At 72.9% G+C, this 18756-nt stretch carries 17 protein-coding genes; 11 read left to right on the top strand and 6 right to left on the bottom strand.

Annotated elements, in window-relative coordinates:
• Positions 1-123 precede the first annotated feature (123 nt).
• Complete coding sequence (locus tag AC3YNX_RS02750; RefSeq protein ID WP_489994526.1) at positions 124-999, top strand: aldo/keto reductase family oxidoreductase; 876 nt, start codon at positions 124-126, stop codon at positions 997-999.
• 25 nt (positions 1000-1024) lie between these two features.
• Here the strand turns inward: AC3YNX_RS02750 and AC3YNX_RS02745 are convergent, their stop codons facing one another.
• On the bottom strand, positions 1025-2053 hold the full coding sequence (locus tag AC3YNX_RS02745) for a threonine aldolase family protein (RefSeq protein ID WP_489994525.1): 1029 nt from the start codon (positions 2051-2053) through the stop codon (positions 1025-1027).
• A 69-nt stretch (positions 2054-2122) separates the two neighbouring features.
• Here AC3YNX_RS02745 and purB point away from each other — a divergent pair, with 69 nt between their 5' ends.
• On the top strand, positions 2123-3547 hold the full coding sequence (purB, locus tag AC3YNX_RS02740) for an adenylosuccinate lyase (RefSeq protein ID WP_489994524.1): 1425 nt from the start codon (positions 2123-2125) through the stop codon (positions 3545-3547).
• A gap of 16 nt (positions 3548-3563) precedes the next feature.
• Here purB and AC3YNX_RS02735 read toward each other — a convergent pair whose 3' ends face one another.
• Positions 3564-3992 (bottom strand): MarR family winged helix-turn-helix transcriptional regulator, encoded by a 429-nt coding sequence (locus AC3YNX_RS02735; RefSeq protein WP_489994523.1) that lies wholly within the window; start codon positions 3990-3992, stop codon positions 3564-3566.
• Positions 3993-4080: 88 nt separating this feature from the next.
• Between AC3YNX_RS02735 and AC3YNX_RS02730 the strand changes: the two genes are divergently transcribed.
• The 3 genes from AC3YNX_RS02730 to AC3YNX_RS02720 all read left to right on the top strand — a co-directional run bounded on the left by AC3YNX_RS02730 (position 4081) and on the right by AC3YNX_RS02720 (position 7613).
• On the top strand, positions 4081-5943 hold the full coding sequence (locus tag AC3YNX_RS02730; protein ID WP_489994522.1) for an ABC transporter ATP-binding protein: 1863 nt from the start codon (positions 4081-4083) through the stop codon (positions 5941-5943).
• An 11-nt stretch (positions 5944-5954) separates the two neighbouring features.
• Entirely contained in the window at positions 5955-6842 is an 888-nt protein-coding gene (locus AC3YNX_RS02725; RefSeq protein WP_489982040.1) for a phosphoribosylaminoimidazolesuccinocarboxamide synthase, read from the top strand.
• A 66-nt stretch (positions 6843-6908) separates the two neighbouring features.
• The gene (locus tag AC3YNX_RS02720; RefSeq protein ID WP_489994521.1) at positions 6909-7613 is read left to right on the top strand and encodes a DUF2334 domain-containing protein; all 705 of its coding nucleotides are present in this window, start codon (positions 6909-6911) and stop codon (positions 7611-7613) included.
• Here AC3YNX_RS02720 and AC3YNX_RS02715 read toward each other — a convergent pair.
• Together AC3YNX_RS02715 and AC3YNX_RS02710 are read right to left on the bottom strand one after the other, a co-directional pair.
• Positions 7610-8248, bottom strand: a complete 639-nt coding sequence (locus AC3YNX_RS02715; RefSeq protein WP_489994520.1) for an MBL fold metallo-hydrolase — start codon at positions 8246-8248, stop codon at positions 7610-7612. The two genes, AC3YNX_RS02720 and AC3YNX_RS02715, sit on opposite strands and share 4 nt — an antisense overlap.
• Entirely contained in the window at positions 8249-9472 is a 1224-nt protein-coding gene (locus tag AC3YNX_RS02710) for an alpha/beta fold hydrolase (RefSeq protein ID WP_489994519.1), read from the bottom strand. It abuts the gene before it with no gap.
• A gap of 338 nt (positions 9473-9810) precedes the next feature.
• Between AC3YNX_RS02710 and purS the strand changes: the two genes are divergently transcribed.
• The 5 genes from purS to ligD are packed head-to-tail and all read left to right on the top strand — an operon-like array spanning position 9811 to position 14277.
• Entirely contained in the window at positions 9811-10050 is a 240-nt protein-coding gene (gene purS, locus AC3YNX_RS02705) for a phosphoribosylformylglycinamidine synthase subunit PurS (protein WP_127784200.1), read from the top strand.
• A complete protein-coding gene (purQ, locus tag AC3YNX_RS02700) occupies positions 10047-10727 on the top strand; it encodes a phosphoribosylformylglycinamidine synthase subunit PurQ (RefSeq protein ID WP_127784199.1) in 681 nt (226 codons plus the stop codon). The genes purS and purQ overlap by 4 nt, the downstream gene beginning before the upstream one ends.
• 44 nt (positions 10728-10771) lie before the next feature.
• Complete coding sequence (locus AC3YNX_RS02695; protein WP_489994518.1) at positions 10772-12130, top strand: dipeptidase; 1359 nt, start codon at positions 10772-10774, stop codon at positions 12128-12130.
• Between the two features lie 48 nt (positions 12131-12178).
• Entirely contained in the window at positions 12179-13225 is a 1047-nt protein-coding gene (locus tag AC3YNX_RS02690; RefSeq protein WP_489994517.1) for an ATP-dependent DNA ligase, read from the top strand.
• Positions 13225-14277, top strand: coding sequence for a non-homologous end-joining DNA ligase (gene ligD, locus AC3YNX_RS02685; protein WP_489994516.1), 1053 nt, complete (start codon positions 13225-13227; stop codon positions 14275-14277). Before AC3YNX_RS02690 ends, ligD begins: the two co-directional genes overlap by 1 nt.
• Here ligD and AC3YNX_RS02680 read toward each other — a convergent pair.
• Positions 14274-15659: an APC family permease gene (locus tag AC3YNX_RS02680; protein ID WP_489994515.1), complete on the bottom strand. Its 1386-nt coding sequence runs from the start codon at positions 15657-15659 to the stop codon at positions 14274-14276. The genes ligD and AC3YNX_RS02680 overlap by 4 nt on opposite strands.
• 127 nt (positions 15660-15786) lie before the next feature.
• Here AC3YNX_RS02680 and purL point away from each other — a divergent pair, with 127 nt between their 5' ends.
• Positions 15787-18090, top strand: coding sequence for a phosphoribosylformylglycinamidine synthase subunit PurL (purL, locus tag AC3YNX_RS02675; protein ID WP_489982034.1), 2304 nt, complete (start codon positions 15787-15789; stop codon positions 18088-18090).
• On the opposite strand, the gene AC3YNX_RS02670 is transcribed toward purL, so the two are convergent.
• Positions 18087-18695, bottom strand: coding sequence for an SGNH/GDSL hydrolase family protein (locus AC3YNX_RS02670; RefSeq protein ID WP_489994514.1), 609 nt, complete (start codon positions 18693-18695; stop codon positions 18087-18089). The genes purL and AC3YNX_RS02670 overlap by 4 nt on opposite strands.
• Between the last annotated feature and the right edge of the window lie 61 nt (positions 18696-18756).

Genomic DNA, 18756 nt, shown 5'->3' with positions numbered 1-18756 from the left:
TCCTGTCACCTGGTGGATACCAACGCACTCTGAGGTGCCTACTTCCCACCGGGAAGCTGCGCAACCAGCATGCACTTGGGCACCAAGAGAACCCACCATGCGACGACACGAAGGACAGCACGAATGAGCGCACTCTCCACGTCACTGCCCGGCAGCACCTGGGACCTGGGCGACCTGACCGTCTCCCGCTTCGGCTACGGCGCGATGCAGCTGGCGGGCCCCTGGGCCATGGGGCCGCCCGCCGACCGGGTCGGCGCGATCGCGGTCCTGCGCGAGGCCGTCGACCTCGGAATCACCCACATCGACACCAGCGACGCCTACGGACCGCGCATCACCAACCACCTGATCCGCGAAGCACTGCACCCCTATCCGGAGTCGCTGCACCTCGTGACCAAGGTCGGCGCGCAGCGCGACGAGCAGGGCGGATGGCCGACGGCGCGGCAGCCAGACCAGCTGCGTCGTCAGGTCGAGGAGAACCTGGAGTCGCTCGGACTCGAGGCACTGGACCTGGTGAACCTCCGGCTCGGCGACGCCACGGGACCTCAGCCGGGCTCGATCGCCGACGCGTTCCAGGCGCTCGTCGAGCTCCAGCGGCAGGGCATCATCCGCCACCTCGGGGTGAGCAACGCGACCGCCGAACAGGTTCTCGAGGCTCAGGGCATCGCGCCGATCGTGTGCGTGCAGAACCGGTACAACCTCGCGCACCGCGAGGACGACGAGCTGATCGACCGGCTCGCCGCCGAGGGCATCGCCTACGTGCCGTTCTTCCCGCTCGGCGGGTTCAGCCCGCTCCAGTCGTCCGCGCTCTCCGCGGTCGCCACCCGGCTGGACGCCACTCCGATGTCGGTGGCCCTGGCGTGGCTGCTGCACAGGTCGCCGAACATCCTGCTGATCCCGGGCACCTCGTCGGTCGCGCACCTGCGCGAGAACGTCGCCGGCGCCGGACTGGTGCTGTCCGACGTGGACCTCGCTGAGCTGGACGAGATCGCCGGCGAGTGACCCCGCCTGGCTCTGAAGTGCTCGGCTAGCGCGCCGCGGAAAGCCCGGCCACGCGCTGCACCGCCTCGGTGACGTCGGCGGCGGACACGTCGCGGTGGGTGATGAACCGGACCCGGCCGGCCAGCGGGAGCGAGCGCACCCCCACCTGCTCCAGCTGGGCCACCGTGGCCGCGGGGTCGGGGGAGTCGGCCAGCACGATGTTGGTCTGCGGCACGTCCACCGTCCAGCCCAGCTCGCGCAGCCCGTCGGCCAGGGCCACGGCGTTGGCGTGGTCGATGGCCAGCTCCTCCACCCGGTCCAGCGCCAGCATCCCGGCCGCGGCCAGCACCCCGCCCTGGCGCACCCCGCCCCCGAGCATCTTGCGCACCCGCCGGGCCTCGGCGATGCGCGCCGACGTGGAGGCCAGCACCGAGCCCACGGGGGCGCCCAGGCCCTTGCTCAGGCACACCTGCACGGTGTCGGTGCCCGCGGTGAGCGCGGTCAGCGGCACGTCCAGCGCCACCGCGGCGTGCCACAGCCGGGCACCGTCGAGGTGCACGGCCAGGCCGCGCTCGGCCGCCGCGGCCACCAGGGCGCGGTGCTCGGCGGGCGGGGTGACCGCGCCGCCGGCGAAGTTGTGGGTGTTCTCCAGGCACAGCAGAGTGGTGTTCAGCGTGTAGTACGGGCCCTCGCCGCCGATGGCCTGGCGCACCGCGTCCGCCGACGGGCGTCCCGGGCCGGCGTCGTGGGGCAGCGGGTCGGGCATGCCGCCGGCCAGCCACGCAGCAGTGCCCAGCTCGGAGCCGAGCACGTGCGCAGCGGCCGGGGCCAGGAAGCGGTCACCGCGGCGCAGGTGCAGCATCAGCGCGATGAGGTTGCCCATCGTGCCGCTGGGCGTCCACAGCGCGTCCTCGCAGCCGAGCAGGTCGGCCACCCGCTCCTCCAGGGCCCGCATGGTGGGGTCGCGGTCGAGGACGTCGTCGCCCACCTCGGCGGTGGCCATGGCGGTGCGCATCTTCTCGTCCGGCACGGTCACGGTGTCGGAGCGCAGGTCGATCGGGTGGGGATTCGTCACCGGTCCACACAACCGCTCCCGGCACGAGCACGCAAGTCGCCAGGTGCCCGCCGACTAGGCTCACCCCCCGTGAGCACACCCATCCCGAACGTCCTGGCCTCCCGCTACGCAAGCCCCGCACTGGCCGCGCTGTGGTCGCCCGCCCACAAGGTGGTGCTGGAGCGCCAGCTGTGGATCGCGGTGCTCAAGGCGCAGGCCGAGCTGGGCGTGGACGTGCCGGCCGAGGCGATCGCCGACTACGAGCGCGTGGTCGACGACGTGGACCTGGCCTCCATCGCCGAGCGCGAGCGGGTCACCCGGCACGACGTCAAGGCCCGCATCGAGGAGTTCAACGACCTCGCCGGCCACGAGCACGTGCACAAGGGCATGACCAGCCGCGACCTCACCGAGAACGTCGAGCAGCTGCAGGTCCTGCGCTCGATGCAGCACGTGCACGGCCACGGCGTGGCCGTCGCCGCCCGGCTGGCCGAGCGGGCCACCGAGTACTCGCAGGTGGTGATGGCCGGGCGCAGCCACAACGTCGCCGCCCAGGCCACCACGCTGGGCAAGCGCTTCGCCTCCGCCGCCGACGAGCTGCTGCTGGCGCTCACCCGGCTGGCGGAGCTGATCGCGCGGTACCCGCTGCGCGGCATCAAGGGCCCCATGGGCACCGCCCAGGACATGCTCGACCTGCTCGACGGTGACGCCGGCAAGCTCGCCCAGCTGGAGGCCAAGGTCGCCGAGCACCTGGGGTTCGCCCACGTGCTGCACAGCGTCGGCCAGGTGTACCCCCGCTCGCTGGACCACGACGTGCTCTCCGCCCTGGTGCAGGTGGGTGCCGCCCCGTCGTCGCTGGCCCACACCATCCGGCTGATGGCGGGCCACGAGCTGGTCACCGAGGGCTTCCAGCCCGGCCAGGTGGGCTCCTCGGCCATGCCGCACAAGATGAACACCCGCTCCTGCGAGCGGGTCAACGGCCTGCAGGTGGTGCTGCGCGGCTACGCCTCGATGGCCGCCGAGCTGGCCGGCGCGCAGTGGAACGAGGGCGACGTGTTCTGCTCCGTGGTGCGCCGGGTCGCGCTGCCGGACGCCTTCTTCGCCATCGACGGCCAGATGGAGACCTTCCTGACGGTGCTGGCCGAGTTCGGCGCGTACCCGGCCGTGATCGAGAAGGAGCTCACCCGCTACCTGCCGTTCCTGGCCACCACCCGGGTGCTGATGGCCGCGGTGCGCGCCGGGGTGGGGCGCGAGACCGCGCACGAGGCCATCAAGGAGCACGCGGTGGCCGTGGCGCTGGCCATGCGGGAGCAGGGCAAGGAGCCGGACCTGCTGGACCGGCTGGCCGCCGACGACCGCCTGCCGCTGGACCGTGCCGCGCTGGAGGCGGCGCTGGCCGACAAGAGCGCCTTCATCGGTGCCGCCGACGCCCAGGTCAGCGCGGTCGTCGCCGCGGTGCAGCAGCTTGTCGACGCCCACCCCGAGGCGGCCGGCTACGCGCCCGGCGCGATCCTGTAGCCGCCGGGGGCGGGGGTCACCGGTCGTCGGTCAGGGCGCCGAGGATGCGGTGCAGCTCGGCGCGGTCGCGCGCGCCGAGCGGGGCGAAGAACTCCGCGGCCTGAGCATCGCGGGCCGCGGCCATCTCGCCGACCAGGCGTCGGCCCTTGTCGGTGAGGCGGACGCACACCGCGCGCCGGTCCGCCCCGTCGGCGACCCGCTCCACGAGGACGCGCTCCTGCAGGCGGTCCACCACCTCCGTCGCCGAGCGCGGAGCGATGCGCAGCGCCTTGGCGACGTCGCCGAGCCGCGGCTGTCCCTCGTCCGCGCCGTCAATGGCCCGCAGTGCGCGGAACTCGTGCGGCGAGAGCTCCCAGGGCTCGAGCGCGGTGGACCAGCCGCGGCGCAGCGCACGGGAGGCGGCCATCACCAGGTCGCGGAGCTGCTCGCCCGATGCCTCCGTCATGGTCAGCGAGCCTACCTCATTTGACAAGTACCTCATGTTGAGGGAACCTCAGCATAGTTGCCCCGACACTGGAGAGGGGTGGTGACACATGACGGCTCCACCCTTCGGTGGGCGCGGTGGGGGTCGTGGCGGCCCCCGCAAGCTTGATCCCGCCGACCGTGCCCAGCTGCAGGACTCCCCGGTGAGCCTGCGCCGGATCGGCTCGCTGTTCGCGCCCTACCGCTGGCAGGTCGCGGCGGTGATGGCGCTGATCGTGGTGGCATCCACGGTCGCCCTGGCCACCCCGTTCCTGGTGCGCGAGGTGATCGACCGCGCGATTCCCGAGCAGGACGTGCCGCTGCTGGTGTGGGCGGTGGTCGGCATGCTCGTGGTCACGGTGGTGAGCGCGGTGCTGGGCGTGGTGCAGACGTGGATCTCCACCACCGTCGGCCAGCGCGTGATGCACAACCTGCGCACCAGCGTGTTCTCCCACCTGCAGCGCCAGTCGCTGAGCTTCTTCACCCGCACCCGCGGCGGTGAGGTGCAGTCCCGGCTCACCAACGACATCGGTGGCATGCAGACGGTGGTCACCTCCACCGCGACGTCGATCGCCTCGAACGTGACCACGGTGGTGGGCACCGTGGTGGCGATGGCGGTGCTGAGCTGGCGGCTGTCGCTGCTGTCCCTGGTGGTGCTGCCGCCGGCGATCTGGCTCACCCGTCGGGTGGCCCTGATGCGCCGGGCCATCACCGCCCAGCGCCAGCGCGCGCTGGCGGACATGCAGACCCAGATCGACGAGAGCCTGTCCATCAGCGGGGTGCAGCTGGGCAAGACCCTGGGCGCCGGCCCGGTCATGTCCGACCGCTTCGCCGCCACCTCGCACCTGCTGGTCGACCTCGAGGTCCGCTCGCAGCTGTCCGGACGCTGGCGGATGGCCACGATGAGCATCATCTTCTCGGCCATCCCGGCACTGCTGTACCTCGCGGCCGGGCTGCCGGCCACCTCCGGCGGCATGACCATCGGCACGCTGGTCGCCTTCACCGGGCTGCAGAGCACGCTGTTCCGGCCGCTGATGAGCCTGCTCGACGTCGGCGTCTCGGTGACCAGCTCGCTGGCCCTGTTCAGCCGCATCTTCGAGTACCTGGACCTGCCGGTGGACATCGCCGATCCCGAGCACCCGGTGCCCATGCCGAAGGAGGAGGTGGCCGGCGCCGTCCGCTTCGTCGACGTGGGCTTCCGCTACGAGGGCTCCCACCGCGACGCCCTCACCGGCGTCTCCATCGAGGTGCCCCCCGGGTCGGCGCTGGCCCTGGTGGGGGAGACCGGCTCCGGCAAGACCACGCTGGCCTCGCTGGTGGCACGGCTGCACGACCCCACCACCGGCCAGGTCACCCTGGACGGGGTGGACCTGCGCGACATCCGGCTCGCCGAGCTCTCCGAGCTGGTGGGCGTGGTCTCGCAGGAGACCTACCTGCTGCACGCGACGATCCGGGAGAACCTGCGCCACGCCCGCCCGGGGGCCACCGACGCCGAGATCGAGGCGGCGGCGCGAGCCGCGCAGGTGCACGAGCTGATCTCCTCGTTGCCCGACGGCTACGACACCGTGGTCGGGGCCCGCGGGCACCGCTTCTCCGGCGGGGAGAAGCAGCGCATCGCCATCGCTCGCACCTTGTTGCGCGACCCGCGGGTGCTGGTGCTGGACGAGGCCACCAGCGCCCTGGACAACGAGACCGAGCGCGCCGTGCAGGCGGCGCTGGACGTGGTCAGCCGCGGACGCACCACCATCACCATCGCGCACCGCCTCTCCACGGTCCGCGACGCCGACCAGATCGTGGTGCTCGACCACGGCCGCGCCGTGGAGCGCGGCACGCACGAGCAGCTGCGGGCCCTCGGCGGGCGCTACGCCACGCTGCTCGCCCGGGGCAGCGAGGTCCGCCCCGCGGTCGACGGGCAACCGACGCTCGCCCGATAGGCTCGATCACCGTGCGCCCCTCCCTTGCTGACTACGCCCACGTCGCCGCCGGCAAGGTGCGTGACCTCTACGCCATCGACGACGATCACCTGCTGCTGGTGGCCTCCGACCGGATCTCGGCCTACGACCACGTGCTGCCCACGCCGATCCCGGACAAGGGCCGGGTGCTCACCGCGATGAGCGTGTTCTTCTTCGGGCTGCTGGGCGGGGCGAACCACCTGGCCGGCGAGCCCGACGACCAGCGCATCCCCGCGGAGCTGCTGGGCCGGGCGCTGGTGGTGCGCCGGCTGGACATGGTGCCGGTGGAGTGCGTGGTCCGCGGCTATCTCACCGGCTCCGGCCTGGCCGACTACCGGGCGAGCGGCTCGGTGTGTGGGGTGACGCTGCCGGCGGGCCTGGGCGAGGCCAGCCAGCTGCCGGAGCCGATCTTCACCCCGGCCACCAAGGCGGTGATGGGGGAGCACGACGAGAACGTGGACTTCGCGACGGTGGCGGCGCAGGTGGGTGTTGAGCTGGCCGAGCAGCTGCGCACCGCCACGCTGGACATCTACTCCCGGGCCGCCGCGCACGCCGCCGAGCGTGGCGTGATCCTGGCCGACACCAAGCTGGAGTTCGGCCGCGACGCCGAGGGCAGGCTGGTGCTGGGCGACGAGGTGCTCACCCCGGACTCCTCCCGCTTCTGGCCGGCCGAGGGCTTCACCGAGGGGCGGGTGCAGCCCAGCTTCGACAAGCAGTACGTCCGCGACTGGCTGACCGGCCCGGACTCCGGCTGGGACCGCCACGGTGACGACGCCCCGCCGCCGCTGCCGGCGGAGGTGGTGGCCGCGACCCGCCAGCGGTACGTGGAGGCCTACGAGCGCATCTCCGGGCTGTCCTTCGCCGACTGGCTGGGCCGCTAGCGACAGTTCACCCAGCGTGCGCCGCGGCCACGCCTGGAGTTCACCTCCACCGGGTGTGCTGGGCAGGTGGCTTCCGTGATCGTGTCGCTGTCCGGGGTCCGCGCCGAGACCCTCGGGCCGGCGCGGGCCTTCGCCGCTGAGCTCGACCGCCGGGCCGTGCCGTTGTCGCTGCTGGTGGCCCCGCGGCGCAAGAGCGGCTACCGGCTGACCGCCGACGCCGCGGCCCAGCACTGGCTGCGCCACCGCCGCGAGCACGGGGACGCCGTCGTGCTGCACGGCTACGACCAGGCGGCCGTCCGCAAGCGTCGCGCCGAGTTCGCCGTCCTGGCCCAGCACGAGGCCCTGCTGCGCCTGACCGCCGCCGACCGGGTGCTCGAGCAGGTGGGGCTGCGCACCCGGCTGTTCGTCCCGCCGCAGTGGACGATCTCCGCCGGTGCCCTGGCCGCGCTGCCGCAGGCGGGCTTCCGGCTCTGCGCCGACCGCGGCGCGGTCCGTGCGCTGCCTGCCGGCCCCACCACCTGGTCCCGGGTGCTCGGCGTGGGTGGCGGCACCACCACCGAGCCGTGGCGCTGCCGGGCGCTGGTGCTGGCCGCGGACCGGACCGCCCGGCGCGGCGGAGTGCTGCGGCTGGCGGCCAAGGCCGCCCAGCTCGACAGCTCGGGGCCGCGGCAGGCTCTGCTGGACGCGCTGGACCTGGCCCTGCACCACGGCGCGGACCCCGTCACCTACGCCACGTGCCGCCCCGGGGCGGCCCGCAGCGGCGCGGCCTAGACCTCGCTGGCCACGCCGTGCTCGAGCACCCGCAGCTCGGTGTGCTCCGGGCGCAGCTGCTCCAGCAGTCGGTAGTGCATCTCGGGCTTGGCCAGCACGGCCTGGTGGATGGGGACGGCGACCTCCGGCGACACCGCCCGCAGGTAGTCCACCGCCTCGGCGATCTTCAGCCACGGGGCGCCGGCCGGCAGCGCCAGCACCGCCACCGGCTCCTCGGGCACGTGGAGGGAGTCACCGGGGTGCAGCAGGTGGTTGGGCTGGGCCGCGGTGCCGAACAGGTAGGCCACGTTCTCGATCACCGGGACGTCCGGGTGGATCACCGCGTGCGTGCCGCCCTCCACCCGCACCCGCACCGGTCCCACCGTGAACCGCTCGCCCGGGCTCACCGGCGTCCAGGGGTCACCCAGCTTGGTGGCGGTCATGTAGTCGGCCACCAGCCGCGCACCCGGGTTGTTGCCCAGCAGCTGTGGCAGGGCGTCCACGTCCACGTGGTCCGGGTGCTGGTGGGTGACCAGCACCGCGTCCAGTCCGGTCAGCTCGGCGAAGCCGGTGGCGAAGGTGCCTGGGTCGATGAGGATGCGGACGCCCTCAGCCTCCAGGAGCAGGCAGGAGTGCCCGAGGTGGGTGAGCTGCATCTAGGACTCCTTCTCCCACCGGCCGGGCTTGTCCTGGCCGTCCTTCCACTGGCGCAGCACGCGGTCGGCCGGGACGTGGCGGCGACCGGTGGCGAGGAAGCTGCGCGTCAGCCGCATGGTCAGCTCCGGCAGCTCGAACTGCGGCACGTGCCCGCAGTCGGGGATCACCACCGACTCCGCATCGGGCAGGGCCTCGGTGACGTGGCGGGCGAAGCTGGCCGGCACCAACCGGTCCGCGGCGCCCCAGATGAACAGCGCCGGCGGCTCCAGGTGCGGCAGCCGTTCCCAGAACCCGGACTCCCCGAACGGCTCGTCGGTGTAGATGTTGAGCATCGCCGAGAGCGCGGCGCGCCGGTGGGACGGGTCCTTCATGGCGATGAGGAACTCGTCGATGGCGGCGTCGTACCAGGTGGAGGGCAGCCGGCTGGGGTCGGCGAACATGGCCTTGAGCCCGGTGACCAGCGCGGGCCGGGGCGGGCCGAACGGCATCCGGGCCATCAGCATGGGCAGCCGCTTGGCCACTGGGGCCAGCTGGCGGAAGCGGCGGAACGCGGGCGCGGGGCACAGCAGCACCAGCCGGTCCACCGCGTCGGGGTCGCGCAGCGCCAGCTCCAGGGCCAGCCGCCCGCCCAGGGAGTTGCCGATCACCACGGCACCGCGGGCGTCGACGGCGTCCAGGAACGAGCGCAGCCAGCGGTGCATCTGCTCGGCGGTGTACTTCCACGGCGGCGCCTCGGACGCGCCGAAGCCGGGGGTGTCCGGGGAGATCACCCGGTGGTCCTTGGCCAGGTCGGCGAGCACCGGCAGCATCGAGGCGTTGGTGGCGCCCAGGCCGTGCAGCAGCACCACCGGGCGGCCGTCGGCCGGTCCGGCCTCCAGGTAGGCGGTGCGCACGCCGTAGGCGCTGACCTCCCGGGAGTGCGCCCGGGTGGGCAGGTGCGCCTCCGGGGCGAAGGCGCCGCCCACCTGCAGCACCGTGTTCAGGCTGCCGCGGGCCACCAGGTCCCCGGTCAGGAACGCCTCCACGCCGCTGCGCCGGCCCATCAGCAGGTCGGCGAGGGTGGCGGCGTCGGTGCGGATGCAGCAGGTGGGACGTGCGATCGCACCCACCACCAGGCTGACCTCGCCGTGCTTGATGTAGAGGGTCCAGCGGCCGCGCCCGGCGATGTCCAGCACCACCGTCACCAGGGGACGGCGGGCGAGCACCGATCGGGTGAGATCCATGGGGAGGTGGTTGCGCAACACCGTGGATGGATCGATGCTCTCCCGTAACGGTGACATCGTGCTCGTGCTCCTGTCGCGTCGCGGAAAGTTGTTGCCCAGACCAACAACCCGAAAACTATCGGACCGAGCCGAGTTCGGCTGATCAAGCAGTCCCGTGCCCGGATGACCAGTGGGGGAAGACAACACGTCCGGCGAACCTGCCGGCGCAGCGACCTTTCGCAGTGCGTGGCCAGTGGGCCGTCCCTGCGGGGCGGTCTGGCCCTGGCGACGAGAGGCGTCCTCCGGCCCTGCCAGTAGGCTCACCCTCGTCAACACCGATTCTAACCAGGGAGCGCCGCGTGGCCCGAGTAGTCGTGGACGTCATGCCGAAGGCCGAGATCCTCGACCCCCAGGGTCAGGCCATCGCTGGGGCGCTGCCGCGGCTGGGCTTCACCGGGGTCGCTGACGTCCGCCAGGGCAAGCGCTTCGAGCTGGAGGTCGCCGACGACGTCGACGACGCCGCGCTGGCGCAGATCGCGCAGACCCTGCTGTGCAACACCGTGATCGAGGACTGGACCGTGCGGAGGGTGCAGGAGTGAGCGCGCGCATCGGAGTCATCACCTTCCCGGGGACGCTGGACGACGTCGACGCCGCCCGCGCCGTGCGCCTGTCCGGCGCGGAGCCGGTCAGCCTGTGGCACGGCGACGCTGACCTGCGCGGAGTCGACGCGGTGATCGTGCCGGGTGGCTTCTCCTACGGCGACTACCTGCGTGCCGGAGCCATCGCCCGCTTCGCGCCGGTGATGACCGAGGTGGTGCGCGCCGCGGGCGCCGGCCTGCCGGTGCTGGGCATCTGCAACGGCTTCCAGGTGCTCTGCGAGGCCGGGCTGCTGCCCGGGGCGCTCACCCGCAACGACGGCCTGCACTTCCTGTGCCGCGACCAGTGGCTGCGGGTGGAGTCCACCAGCACCGCCTGGAGCTCGCGCTACGAGGCCGGCGCAGAGATCCTGGTGCCGCTGAAGTCCGGCGAGGGCCGCTACGTGGCCGCCGAGGACACCCTGGACGAGCTGGAGGGTGAGGGCCGCGTGGTCTTCCGCTACGTCGGCGACAACCCCAACGGGTCGATGCGCGCCATCGCCGGCATCTCCTCGGCCGACGGCCGGGTGGTGGGGCTGATGCCGCACCCCGAGCACGCCACCGAGAAGCTCACCGGTCCCACCGACGACGGCCTGGGCATCTTCCTGTCCGTGCTGGACGGCGTGCTCGCCAGCGCGTGAGCACCGCGGGGCCCGCTCGTCGGGCCCCGTCCTAGGCTCGGGGCATGACTGCTGCGCTGAGCCCCTCCGAGTCCGAGCTGCGCGAGACCCTGGCGCAGGTGCTGCCCGCGGTCCGGGCCGACCTCGAGGACCTCGTGCGCATCCCCTCGGTGTACGCCGACCCGGCCCGTGCCGCCGACGTGCAGCGCAGTGCCGAGGCCGTGGCCCGGCTGCTGCGCGAGGCCGGCTTCGCCCAGGTGGACGTGGTCAGCGAGGGTGGCGCACCCGCGGTCATCGCCCACCACCCGGCACCGCCCGGAGCGCCGACGGTGCTGCTCTACGCCCACCACGACGTGCAGCCCACCGGCGACGTCACGGCGTGGACCAGTCCGCCGTTCGAGCCCACCGAGCGCGGCGAGCGCCTCTACGCCCGCGGCGCCGCCGACGACAAGGCGGGCATCGCGGCGCACCTGGCCGCCTTCCGCGCCCACGGCGGCGCCCCGCCGGTGGGGGTCACCGTGTTCGTGGAGGGCGAGGAGGAGTCCGGCTCGCCGTCGCTGACCCGGCTGCTGCACACCTACCGCGACCGCCTCGCCGCGGATGCCATCGTCATCGCCGACTCCGCCAACTGGGACGTCGGCGTCCCTGCCCTCACCGTGTCGCTGCGCGGGCTGGCCGACTGTGTCGTCGAGGTCCGCACCCTCGGGCACGCCGTGCACTCCGGGCTGTGGGGCGGGGTGGCGCCGGACGCGCTCACCACCCTGTGCCGGTTGCTGGCTACGCTGCACCACCCCGACGGCTCGGTGGCGGTGGCTGGACTGCCGCAGGGCGAGGCGGCCGACCTGGACTACCCCGAGGAGCGGGTGCGGGCGGAGTCGTCGCTGCTCGACGGCGTGCAGCAGCTGGGCACCGGCTCGGTGGTGTCGCGGCTGTGGAACGGCCCGGCCATCGCCGTCATCGGCATCGACGCCCCCACCGTGGCCGCCTCCTCCAACACGCTGGTGCCGGTGGCCCGGGCCAAGGTGAGCCTGCGCGTCCCGCCGGGCACCGACGCCCACGCGGCGCTGGCCGCGCTCACCGAGCACCTGCGCAGCCACGTCGGCTGGGGCGCTCAGGTGACGGTCACCGGTGGGGAGACCGGCCAGCCCTGCGCCATCGACGCCACCGGACCGGCCTACGACGCCGCCCGGTCCAGCTTCCGCGACGCCTGGGACGGCACCGAGCCGGTGGACATGGGGATGGGTGGCTCCATCCCGTTCATCGCCGAGTTCGTCGACGCCTTCCCGGACGCGGCCGTGCTGGTCACCGGGGTGGAGGACCCCGACACTCGTGCGCACGGCGTGGACGAGGGCCTGCACCTGGCCGAGTTCGAGCGCGTCTGCCTGGCCGAGACCCTGCTGCTGGCCCGCCTCGCCCGGGGCTGAGCCGGCTCTCCCTACCCGGATCCCGGCTGCCTGGGCCAGGATGGGCAGATGGACCTCCCGGTGCGCCCGCCCGTCAAGCCCATGCTGGCCAAGGCCGCCGACGCCGTGCCCGTGCAGGGTGCCGGCGAGCCGATCTGGTCCTACGAGCCCAAGTGGGACGGCTTCCGCTGCATCGTCTTTCGTGACGGCGACGAGGTGGAGCTGGGCTCGCGCAGCGGAAAGTCGCTGACCCGCTACTTCCCCGAGGTGGTGGCGGGGGTGCTCGCCGAGCTGCCGGAGCAGTGCGTGCTGGACGGCGAGATCGTGGTGCCCCGGGAGATCGACGGCCGCACCCGGCTGGACTGGGACTCCCTGAGCCAGCGCATCCACCCTGCCGCGAGCCGCATCACCCTGCTGGCGGAGCAGACCCCGGCGCAGGTGGTGGGCTTCGACCTGCTGGCGCTGGGTGCGGAGGACCTGACGGCCGAGCCGTTCTCCCGCCGCCGCGAGCTGCTGCTGGGCCTGGGCGTCACCGGGCCCACCTGCCACGTCACCACGGCCACCACCGACGCCGCGATCGCCCAGCAGTGGTTCGCCGAGTTCGAGGGCGCCGGGCTGGACGGGGTGGTGGCCAAGCGGCTCGCCGGGCACTACGCCCCGGACCGCCGGGAGATGATCAAGGTCAAGCACCACCGCACCGCCGACTGCGTGGTCATCGGCTACCGGCCGCACAAGAGCGTGCCCGGCATCGGCTCCATGCTGCTCGGCCTCTACGACGGCGACGAGATGCACATGATCGGCGGCGCGTCGGCGTTCACCGCACAGCGGCGCAAGGAGCTGTTCGAGGAGCTGCAGCCGCTGCGCCTGGGGTCGGACGTGGTCCACGAGGGTGAGCCCAACCGGTGGAACGCCCGCGAGGACCACTCCTGGGTGCCGCTGCGACCGGAGCGGGTGGTGGAGGTGGCCTACGACCAGATGGAGGGCGACCGGCTGCGCCACGCCGCCAAGTTCCTGCGCTGGCGCCCCGACCGCACCCCCTCCTCGTGCACCTACGACCAGCTGGACGTGCCCGTCCGGTTCGACCTCGCCGACGTGCTCGCCGATGGAGGCCAGTGATGCCCAGCAAGACGCCCGCAGGAAAGACACCGCCGGAGCTGCTGGACGTCCACGGTGTGGAGGTGCGGCTGAGCAGCCCCGACAAGATCATGTTCCCCGCGCTCGGCGCGGACGGCGGCACCAAGCTCCACCTGGCGCACTACTACCAGGCCGTCGCCGAGGCCGGGGTGATCGTGAACGCGCTGCGTGACCGGCCCACCTACCTGCAGCGCTTCCCCGACGGCATCGAGGGCGAGGAGGTGTACCAGAAGCGGATCCCCGCCAAGCACCCCGAGTACCTGCAGACCTGCCAGGTGGCCTTCCCGTCCGGGCGGACCGCCGACGCGCTGCGGGTGCGCCACGCCGCGGAGGTGGTGTGGGCGGCGCAGATGGGCACGGTCACCTTCCACCCGTGGCACGCCCGGTGCACAGACACCGACCACCCCGACGAGCTGCGCATCGACCTCGATCCGCAGCCGGGCACCGCCTTCGCCGAGGCCCGCGCGGTGGCGCTGGAGGTGGTGCAGCCGCTGCTGGACGAGCTCGGGCTGGTGGGGTTCCCCAAGACCTCCGGCGGGCGCGGCCTGCACGTGTACGTGCGGATCGAGCCCCGCTGGACCTTCACCGAGGTGCGCCGCGCCGCCATCGCCCTGGCCCGCGAGGTGGAGCGCGGCGCTGGCGGCAGGGTGACCACGGCGTGGTGGAAGGAGCAGCGCGGCGAGCAGATCTTCGTGGACTTCAACCAGAACGCCCGCGACCGCACCATCGCCAGCGCCTACTCGGTGCGCAAGACCCCGCGGGCCACGGTGAGCACCCCGGTGACCTGGGCCGAGCTGGTGGACGTCGACCCGGACGACTTCACCATGGCCACCGTGCCCGACCTGCTCGCCCGCCGCGGCGACCCGATGGCCGACCTGGACGCCAAGGCGTTCTCCCTGGACACGCTGCTGGAGCTGGCCGAGCGGGACGAGGCCGGCGGGCTCGGCGACCTGCCCTACCCGCCGAACTACCCCAAGATGGCGGGTGAGCCCAAGCGGGTGCAGCCCAGCAAGGACCGCGACCGCCAGGGCTAGCCGGCGTGCTCGGCGGGCGCGGCGGCGGTCGGGTCCTCCTCGGCCGGAGACCGGCGGGTGCCCAGCCGGCTCACCAGGTACAGCACCACCCCGATCGCTACCAGACCGCCGGCGCGCGCCCAGGTGGCCGCGCTCTGCTGGGTCAGCAGCACCACGCAGCTCACCAGCGCCAGCACGGGCAGGACCGTGGGCGTGCGGAAGTAGTCGTGGTCCACCTGCTCCTTGCGCAGCACCAGCACCGCCAGGTTGGTGCTGATGAACACCACGAGCAGCAGCAGCACCACGGTCTCGGCCAGGGTGGCCAGCGAGCCGGTGGTGGCCAGCGCCATGGCCACCACGGTGGTCGCCGCGATGGCCACCCACGGGGTCCTGCGGTGGGTCAGCACGCTGTTCAGCACGCCCGGCAGCAGGCCCTGGTTGGCCATCCCGTAGGCCAGCCGGCTCGCCATGATCATGGTGAGCAGCGCACCGTTGGCCACCGCCACCAGGGCGATGGCGCTGAACAGCCGGGACGGCACCCCGGCGTCGGCGGCGCTGACCACCTCCAGCAGCGGCCCGGTGGACTGTGCGAGCTGGTCGGGCGGCAGCACGACCGAGACGGCGATGCCCACAAGCACGTAGACGGCACCGGCGGTGAGCAGGGCCCCGAACATGGCCCGCGGGAAGACGCGGCGGACGTCGCGAACCTCCTCGGCCACGTTGGCGGAGGTCTCGAAGCCGACGAAGGAGTAGAACGCCAGCAGCGCCGCGCTGAGCACCGCCAGTGCCGGGGTGGTGTCGGCGTTGAACTCCACCACCCGGCCCAGGTCGCCGTCGCCGCGGCCCAGCACGATGCCGGCGAGCACCACCACCAGCACCAGGCCGCCCACCTCCACCGTCGTCATCACCAGGTTCGCCCGCAGTGACTCCTTGATGCCCCGGGCGTTGAGCAGGGCCACCACCAGCAGGAACACCAGCGCAGCAGGGACCATCGGGACGTCCAGGAAGACGCCGAGGTAGTCGCCGGAGAAGGCCAGGGCCAGCCCGGCGGCGCTGGTCACGCCGGCGGCGAGCATGCAGTAGCCGACCAGGAAGGAGATGAGCGGCTTCTGGTACGCCCGCTGGGCGAAGATCGCGGCACCGCCGGCGCGCGGGTGCTTGGTCACCAGCTCCACGTAGGAGGAGGCCGTCAGCAGCGCCATCGCCAGCGCCACCAGCAGCGGCACCCACACCGCGCCGCCGACCTCGCCCGCCACCTCGCCGACCAGGGCGTAGACCCCGGCGCCGAGGACGTCACCGAGGATGAAGACGTAGAGCAGCGGCCCGGTGATGCCGCGGCGCAGCGTGGTCTCGGCCCCGCTCCCGCCCGTCCCGGCGCTGGGGCCGGGGGATGCTTCGGTCATCGGGGTGCTCCTGCCAGTGGGAGAGAGGTCGGGCGGAGAAGTTACTCCTTGGTAGCCGGTGGTGTGCTGTGGAGCCCTGACCAGGCGAGTAAGAGGGGTGCTGCGGCCCCTCGATAGGCTGTTGCGCGTGCCTGTGCCTGTCGATACCACTGCCAACGCCGCCGAGACTCCCGACCTGGAGCAGCCCTACGCCGCGCTCGGTCTCAAGGACGACGAGTACGCGCGCATCAGGGAGATCCTCGGGCGGCGGCCCACCGACGCCGAGCTGGCCATGTACTCGGTGATGTGGAGCGAGCACTGCTCCTACAAGTCCTCCAAGGTGCACCTGAAGTACTTCGGCGAGACCACCACCGAGCAGATGCGCTCCGGCATGCTCGCCGGCATCGGGGAGAACGCCGGCGTGGTCGACGTCGGCGACGGCTGGGCGGTCACCTTCAAGGTGGAGAGCCACAACCACCCGTCCTACGTGGAGCCCTACCAGGGGGCGGCCACCGGGGTGGGCGGCATCGTCCGCGACATCATGGCCATGGGTGCCCGCCCGATCGCGGTGATGGACCAGCTGCGCTTCGGCAGGGCCGATGCCCCGGACACCAAGCGGCTGGTGCACGGCATCGTCGCCGGCGTCGGTGGCTACGGCAACTCCCTCGGCCTGCCCAACGTGGGCGGCGAGCTGGTCTTCGACGAGTCCTACGCGGGCAACCCGCTGGTGAACGCGCTGTGCGCCGGCGTGATGCGCACCGAGGACCTGCACCTGGCCTTCGCCTCCGGCACGGGCAACAAGATCATCCTGTTCGGCGCCCGCACCGGCCTGGACGGCATCGGCGGCGTCTCGGTGCTGGCCTCGGCCACCTTCGACGGCGACGAGCACGGCGGTGGCCGCAAGAAGCTGCCCGCGGTGCAGGTGGGCGACCCGTTCACCGAGAAGGTGCTCATCGAGTGCTGCCTGGAGCTGTACTCCTCCGGCGTCGTGGTGGGCATCCAGGACCTGGGCGGAGCCGGGCTGTCGTGCGCCACCTCCGAGCTGGCCAGCGCCGGCAGCGGCGGCATGCGCGTGGAGCTGGACGCCGTCCCGCTGCGGGCCACCGGGATGACCCCGGCCGAGGTGCTCTCCAGCGAGTCCCAGGAGCGCATGTGCGCCGTGGTGGCGCCGGAGAACGTGGACGCGTTCATGGCCATCTGCCGCAAGTGGGACGTGCTGGCCACCGTCATCGGCGAGGTCACCGACGGCGACAACCTGGAGATCACCTGGCACGGCGAGACCGTGGTGGACGTGCCGCCGCGCACCGTGGCCCACGAGGGCCCGGTGTACGAGCGCCCCGTGCAGCGTCCGGCCGGCCAGGACGCGCTGGTCGCGAACACCCCAGACGCGCTGGCCCGTCCGTCCACCCCGGACGAGCTCAAGGCCACCCTGCTGCAGATGGTGGGCTCGCCGCAGCTGTGCAGCCGCCGCTGGGTGGTGCAGCAGTACGACCGCTACGTGCGCGGCAACACCGTGCTGGCCGAGGCCGCCGACGCCGGCGTGCTGCGCATCGACGAGACCACCGGCCGGGGCATCGCGCTGGCCACCGACGCCAGCGGGCGCTACACCGCGCTGGATCCCTACACCGGGGCGCAGCTGGCGCTGGCCGAGGCGTTCCGCAACGTCGCCACCACCGGTTCCACCCCGGTCGCGGTGACCAACTGCCTGAACTTCGGCTCCCCCGAGGACCCGGGCGTGATGTGGCAGTTCAGCGAGGCCGTGCGCGGCCTGGCCGACGGCTGCGTGCAGCTGGGTATCCCGGTGACCGGCGGCAACGTCAGCTTCTACAACCAGACCGGCACCACCGCCATCCTGCCGACGCCGGTGGTGGGGGTGCTCGGTGTCATCGACGAGGTGGACCGCCGCATCCTCACCGGCTTCGGCAACACCCCCGGGGAGACGCTGATCCTGCTGGGCGAGACCCACGAGGAGCTGGGTGGCTCGATCTGGAGCCAGGTCGTGCACGACCACCTCGGCGGCACCCCGCCCAAGGTGGACCTGGCCCGGGAGCAGCTGCTGGCCGAGATCCTGCTGGCCGGCTCCCGCGACGGACTGATCTCCGCCGCCCACGACCTCTCCGAGGGCGGGCTGGCCCAGGCCGTGGTGGAGGCCGCGCTCAACGGCGACACCGGCTGCCGCATCCTGCTGCCCGAGGGTTCCGACCCGTTCGTGCAGCTGTTCAGCGAGTCCTCCGGCCGCATCCTGGTGGCGGTGCCGCGCAGCGAGGAGCCGCGCTTCACCAGCATGTGCACCAACCGCGGTCTGCCGTGGACGCGCATCGGCGTGGTGGACGAGGGCTCCGACGACATCGAGGTGCAGGGCCAGTTCACCGTGTCGCTGGCCGAGCTGCGGGAGACCTTCGAGGCGACCCTGCCGGCCCTGTTCGGCCAGGACGTGGCGGTGACGTCCTAGCGGAGCAGCGCCGGCTCCATCGCCTCCCAGAAGGCCCGGGTGTAGCGCTGGTAGCCGACGTCGTCGGGGTGGGCGAAGCCGGTGCCGAACTCGGTGACGGTCATGCCCGCGGTCGCGGCCTGCACCGCCACCGGCACCAGTGCGGGGCGGGCGGCCACCACCTCGCGGATGATCGCGGACAGCTCGCGGGCCTCGTCGTCGCCGTGGCCGCCCTGGAAGTCGGGCACGTCGGCGACGAAGGTGCCGTTGGGCAGGGCGTCGCACAACCGGGTGAAGACGTCGCGGAAGTGGTCGGGGTCGGTGTGGGTGGCGTCGTTGGTGCCGATGCAGACGGTCACGACGTCGGGGCGCACCCGCGCCAGCGCCGGCAGCTGGTCGATCACCAGGTCCTCCAGCCGGGCCCCGCACACCGCGAGGTTGGTGACGGCCACCGAGGCGCCGGTGGCGTCGGTGAGCAGGCCGGCGAGGGTGCTCACGAAGCTCTGCGCCGGGGACGCTGCGCCGTAGCCCTGGGTGAGCGAGTCGCCCAGGGCCAGGTAGTGGATGTCGCCGGGCTGCTCGGCCCGCCTGCCCCAGTACGTCGCCAGGTCGTCGATGCTCAGCACGCGCCAACCCTACGGCGCGGGCACCGGTGAGCCGGCGGGGTGCGCAGTCCTAGGCTTCACG

It is taken from the genome of Rhodococcus sp. Z13_19A, assembly GCF_058133575.1.
This window is presented reverse-complemented; position numbering and strand designations above follow the sequence as displayed.

What these genes read in the sequence shown, in the direction of transcription:
- ligD (WP_489994516.1), top strand. Translation starts at nt 13,225, where the DNA reads ATGCCCAGCAAGACGCCCGCAGGAAAGACACCGCCGGAGCTGCTGGAC.
- AC3YNX_RS02680 (WP_489994515.1), bottom strand. Translation starts at nt 15,659, where the DNA reads ATGACCGAAGCATCCCCCGGCCCCAGCGCCGGGACGGGCGGGAGCGGG.
- AC3YNX_RS02695 (WP_489994518.1), top strand. Translation starts at nt 10,772, where the DNA reads ATGACTGCTGCGCTGAGCCCCTCCGAGTCCGAGCTGCGCGAGACCCTG.
- AC3YNX_RS02715 (WP_489994520.1), bottom strand. Translation starts at nt 8,248, where the DNA reads ATGCAGCTCACCCACCTCGGGCACTCCTGCCTGCTCCTGGAGGCTGAG.
- AC3YNX_RS02690 (WP_489994517.1), top strand. Translation starts at nt 12,179, where the DNA reads ATGGACCTCCCGGTGCGCCCGCCCGTCAAGCCCATGCTGGCCAAGGCC.
- AC3YNX_RS02750 (WP_489994526.1), top strand. Translation starts at nt 124, where the DNA reads ATGAGCGCACTCTCCACGTCACTGCCCGGCAGCACCTGGGACCTGGGC.
- AC3YNX_RS02710 (WP_489994519.1), bottom strand. Translation starts at nt 9,472, where the DNA reads ATGGATCTCACCCGATCGGTGCTCGCCCGCCGTCCCCTGGTGACGGTG.
- AC3YNX_RS02735 (WP_489994523.1), bottom strand. Translation starts at nt 3,992, where the DNA reads ATGACGGAGGCATCGGGCGAGCAGCTCCGCGACCTGGTGATGGCCGCC.
- AC3YNX_RS02730 (WP_489994522.1), top strand. Translation starts at nt 4,081, where the DNA reads ATGACGGCTCCACCCTTCGGTGGGCGCGGTGGGGGTCGTGGCGGCCCC.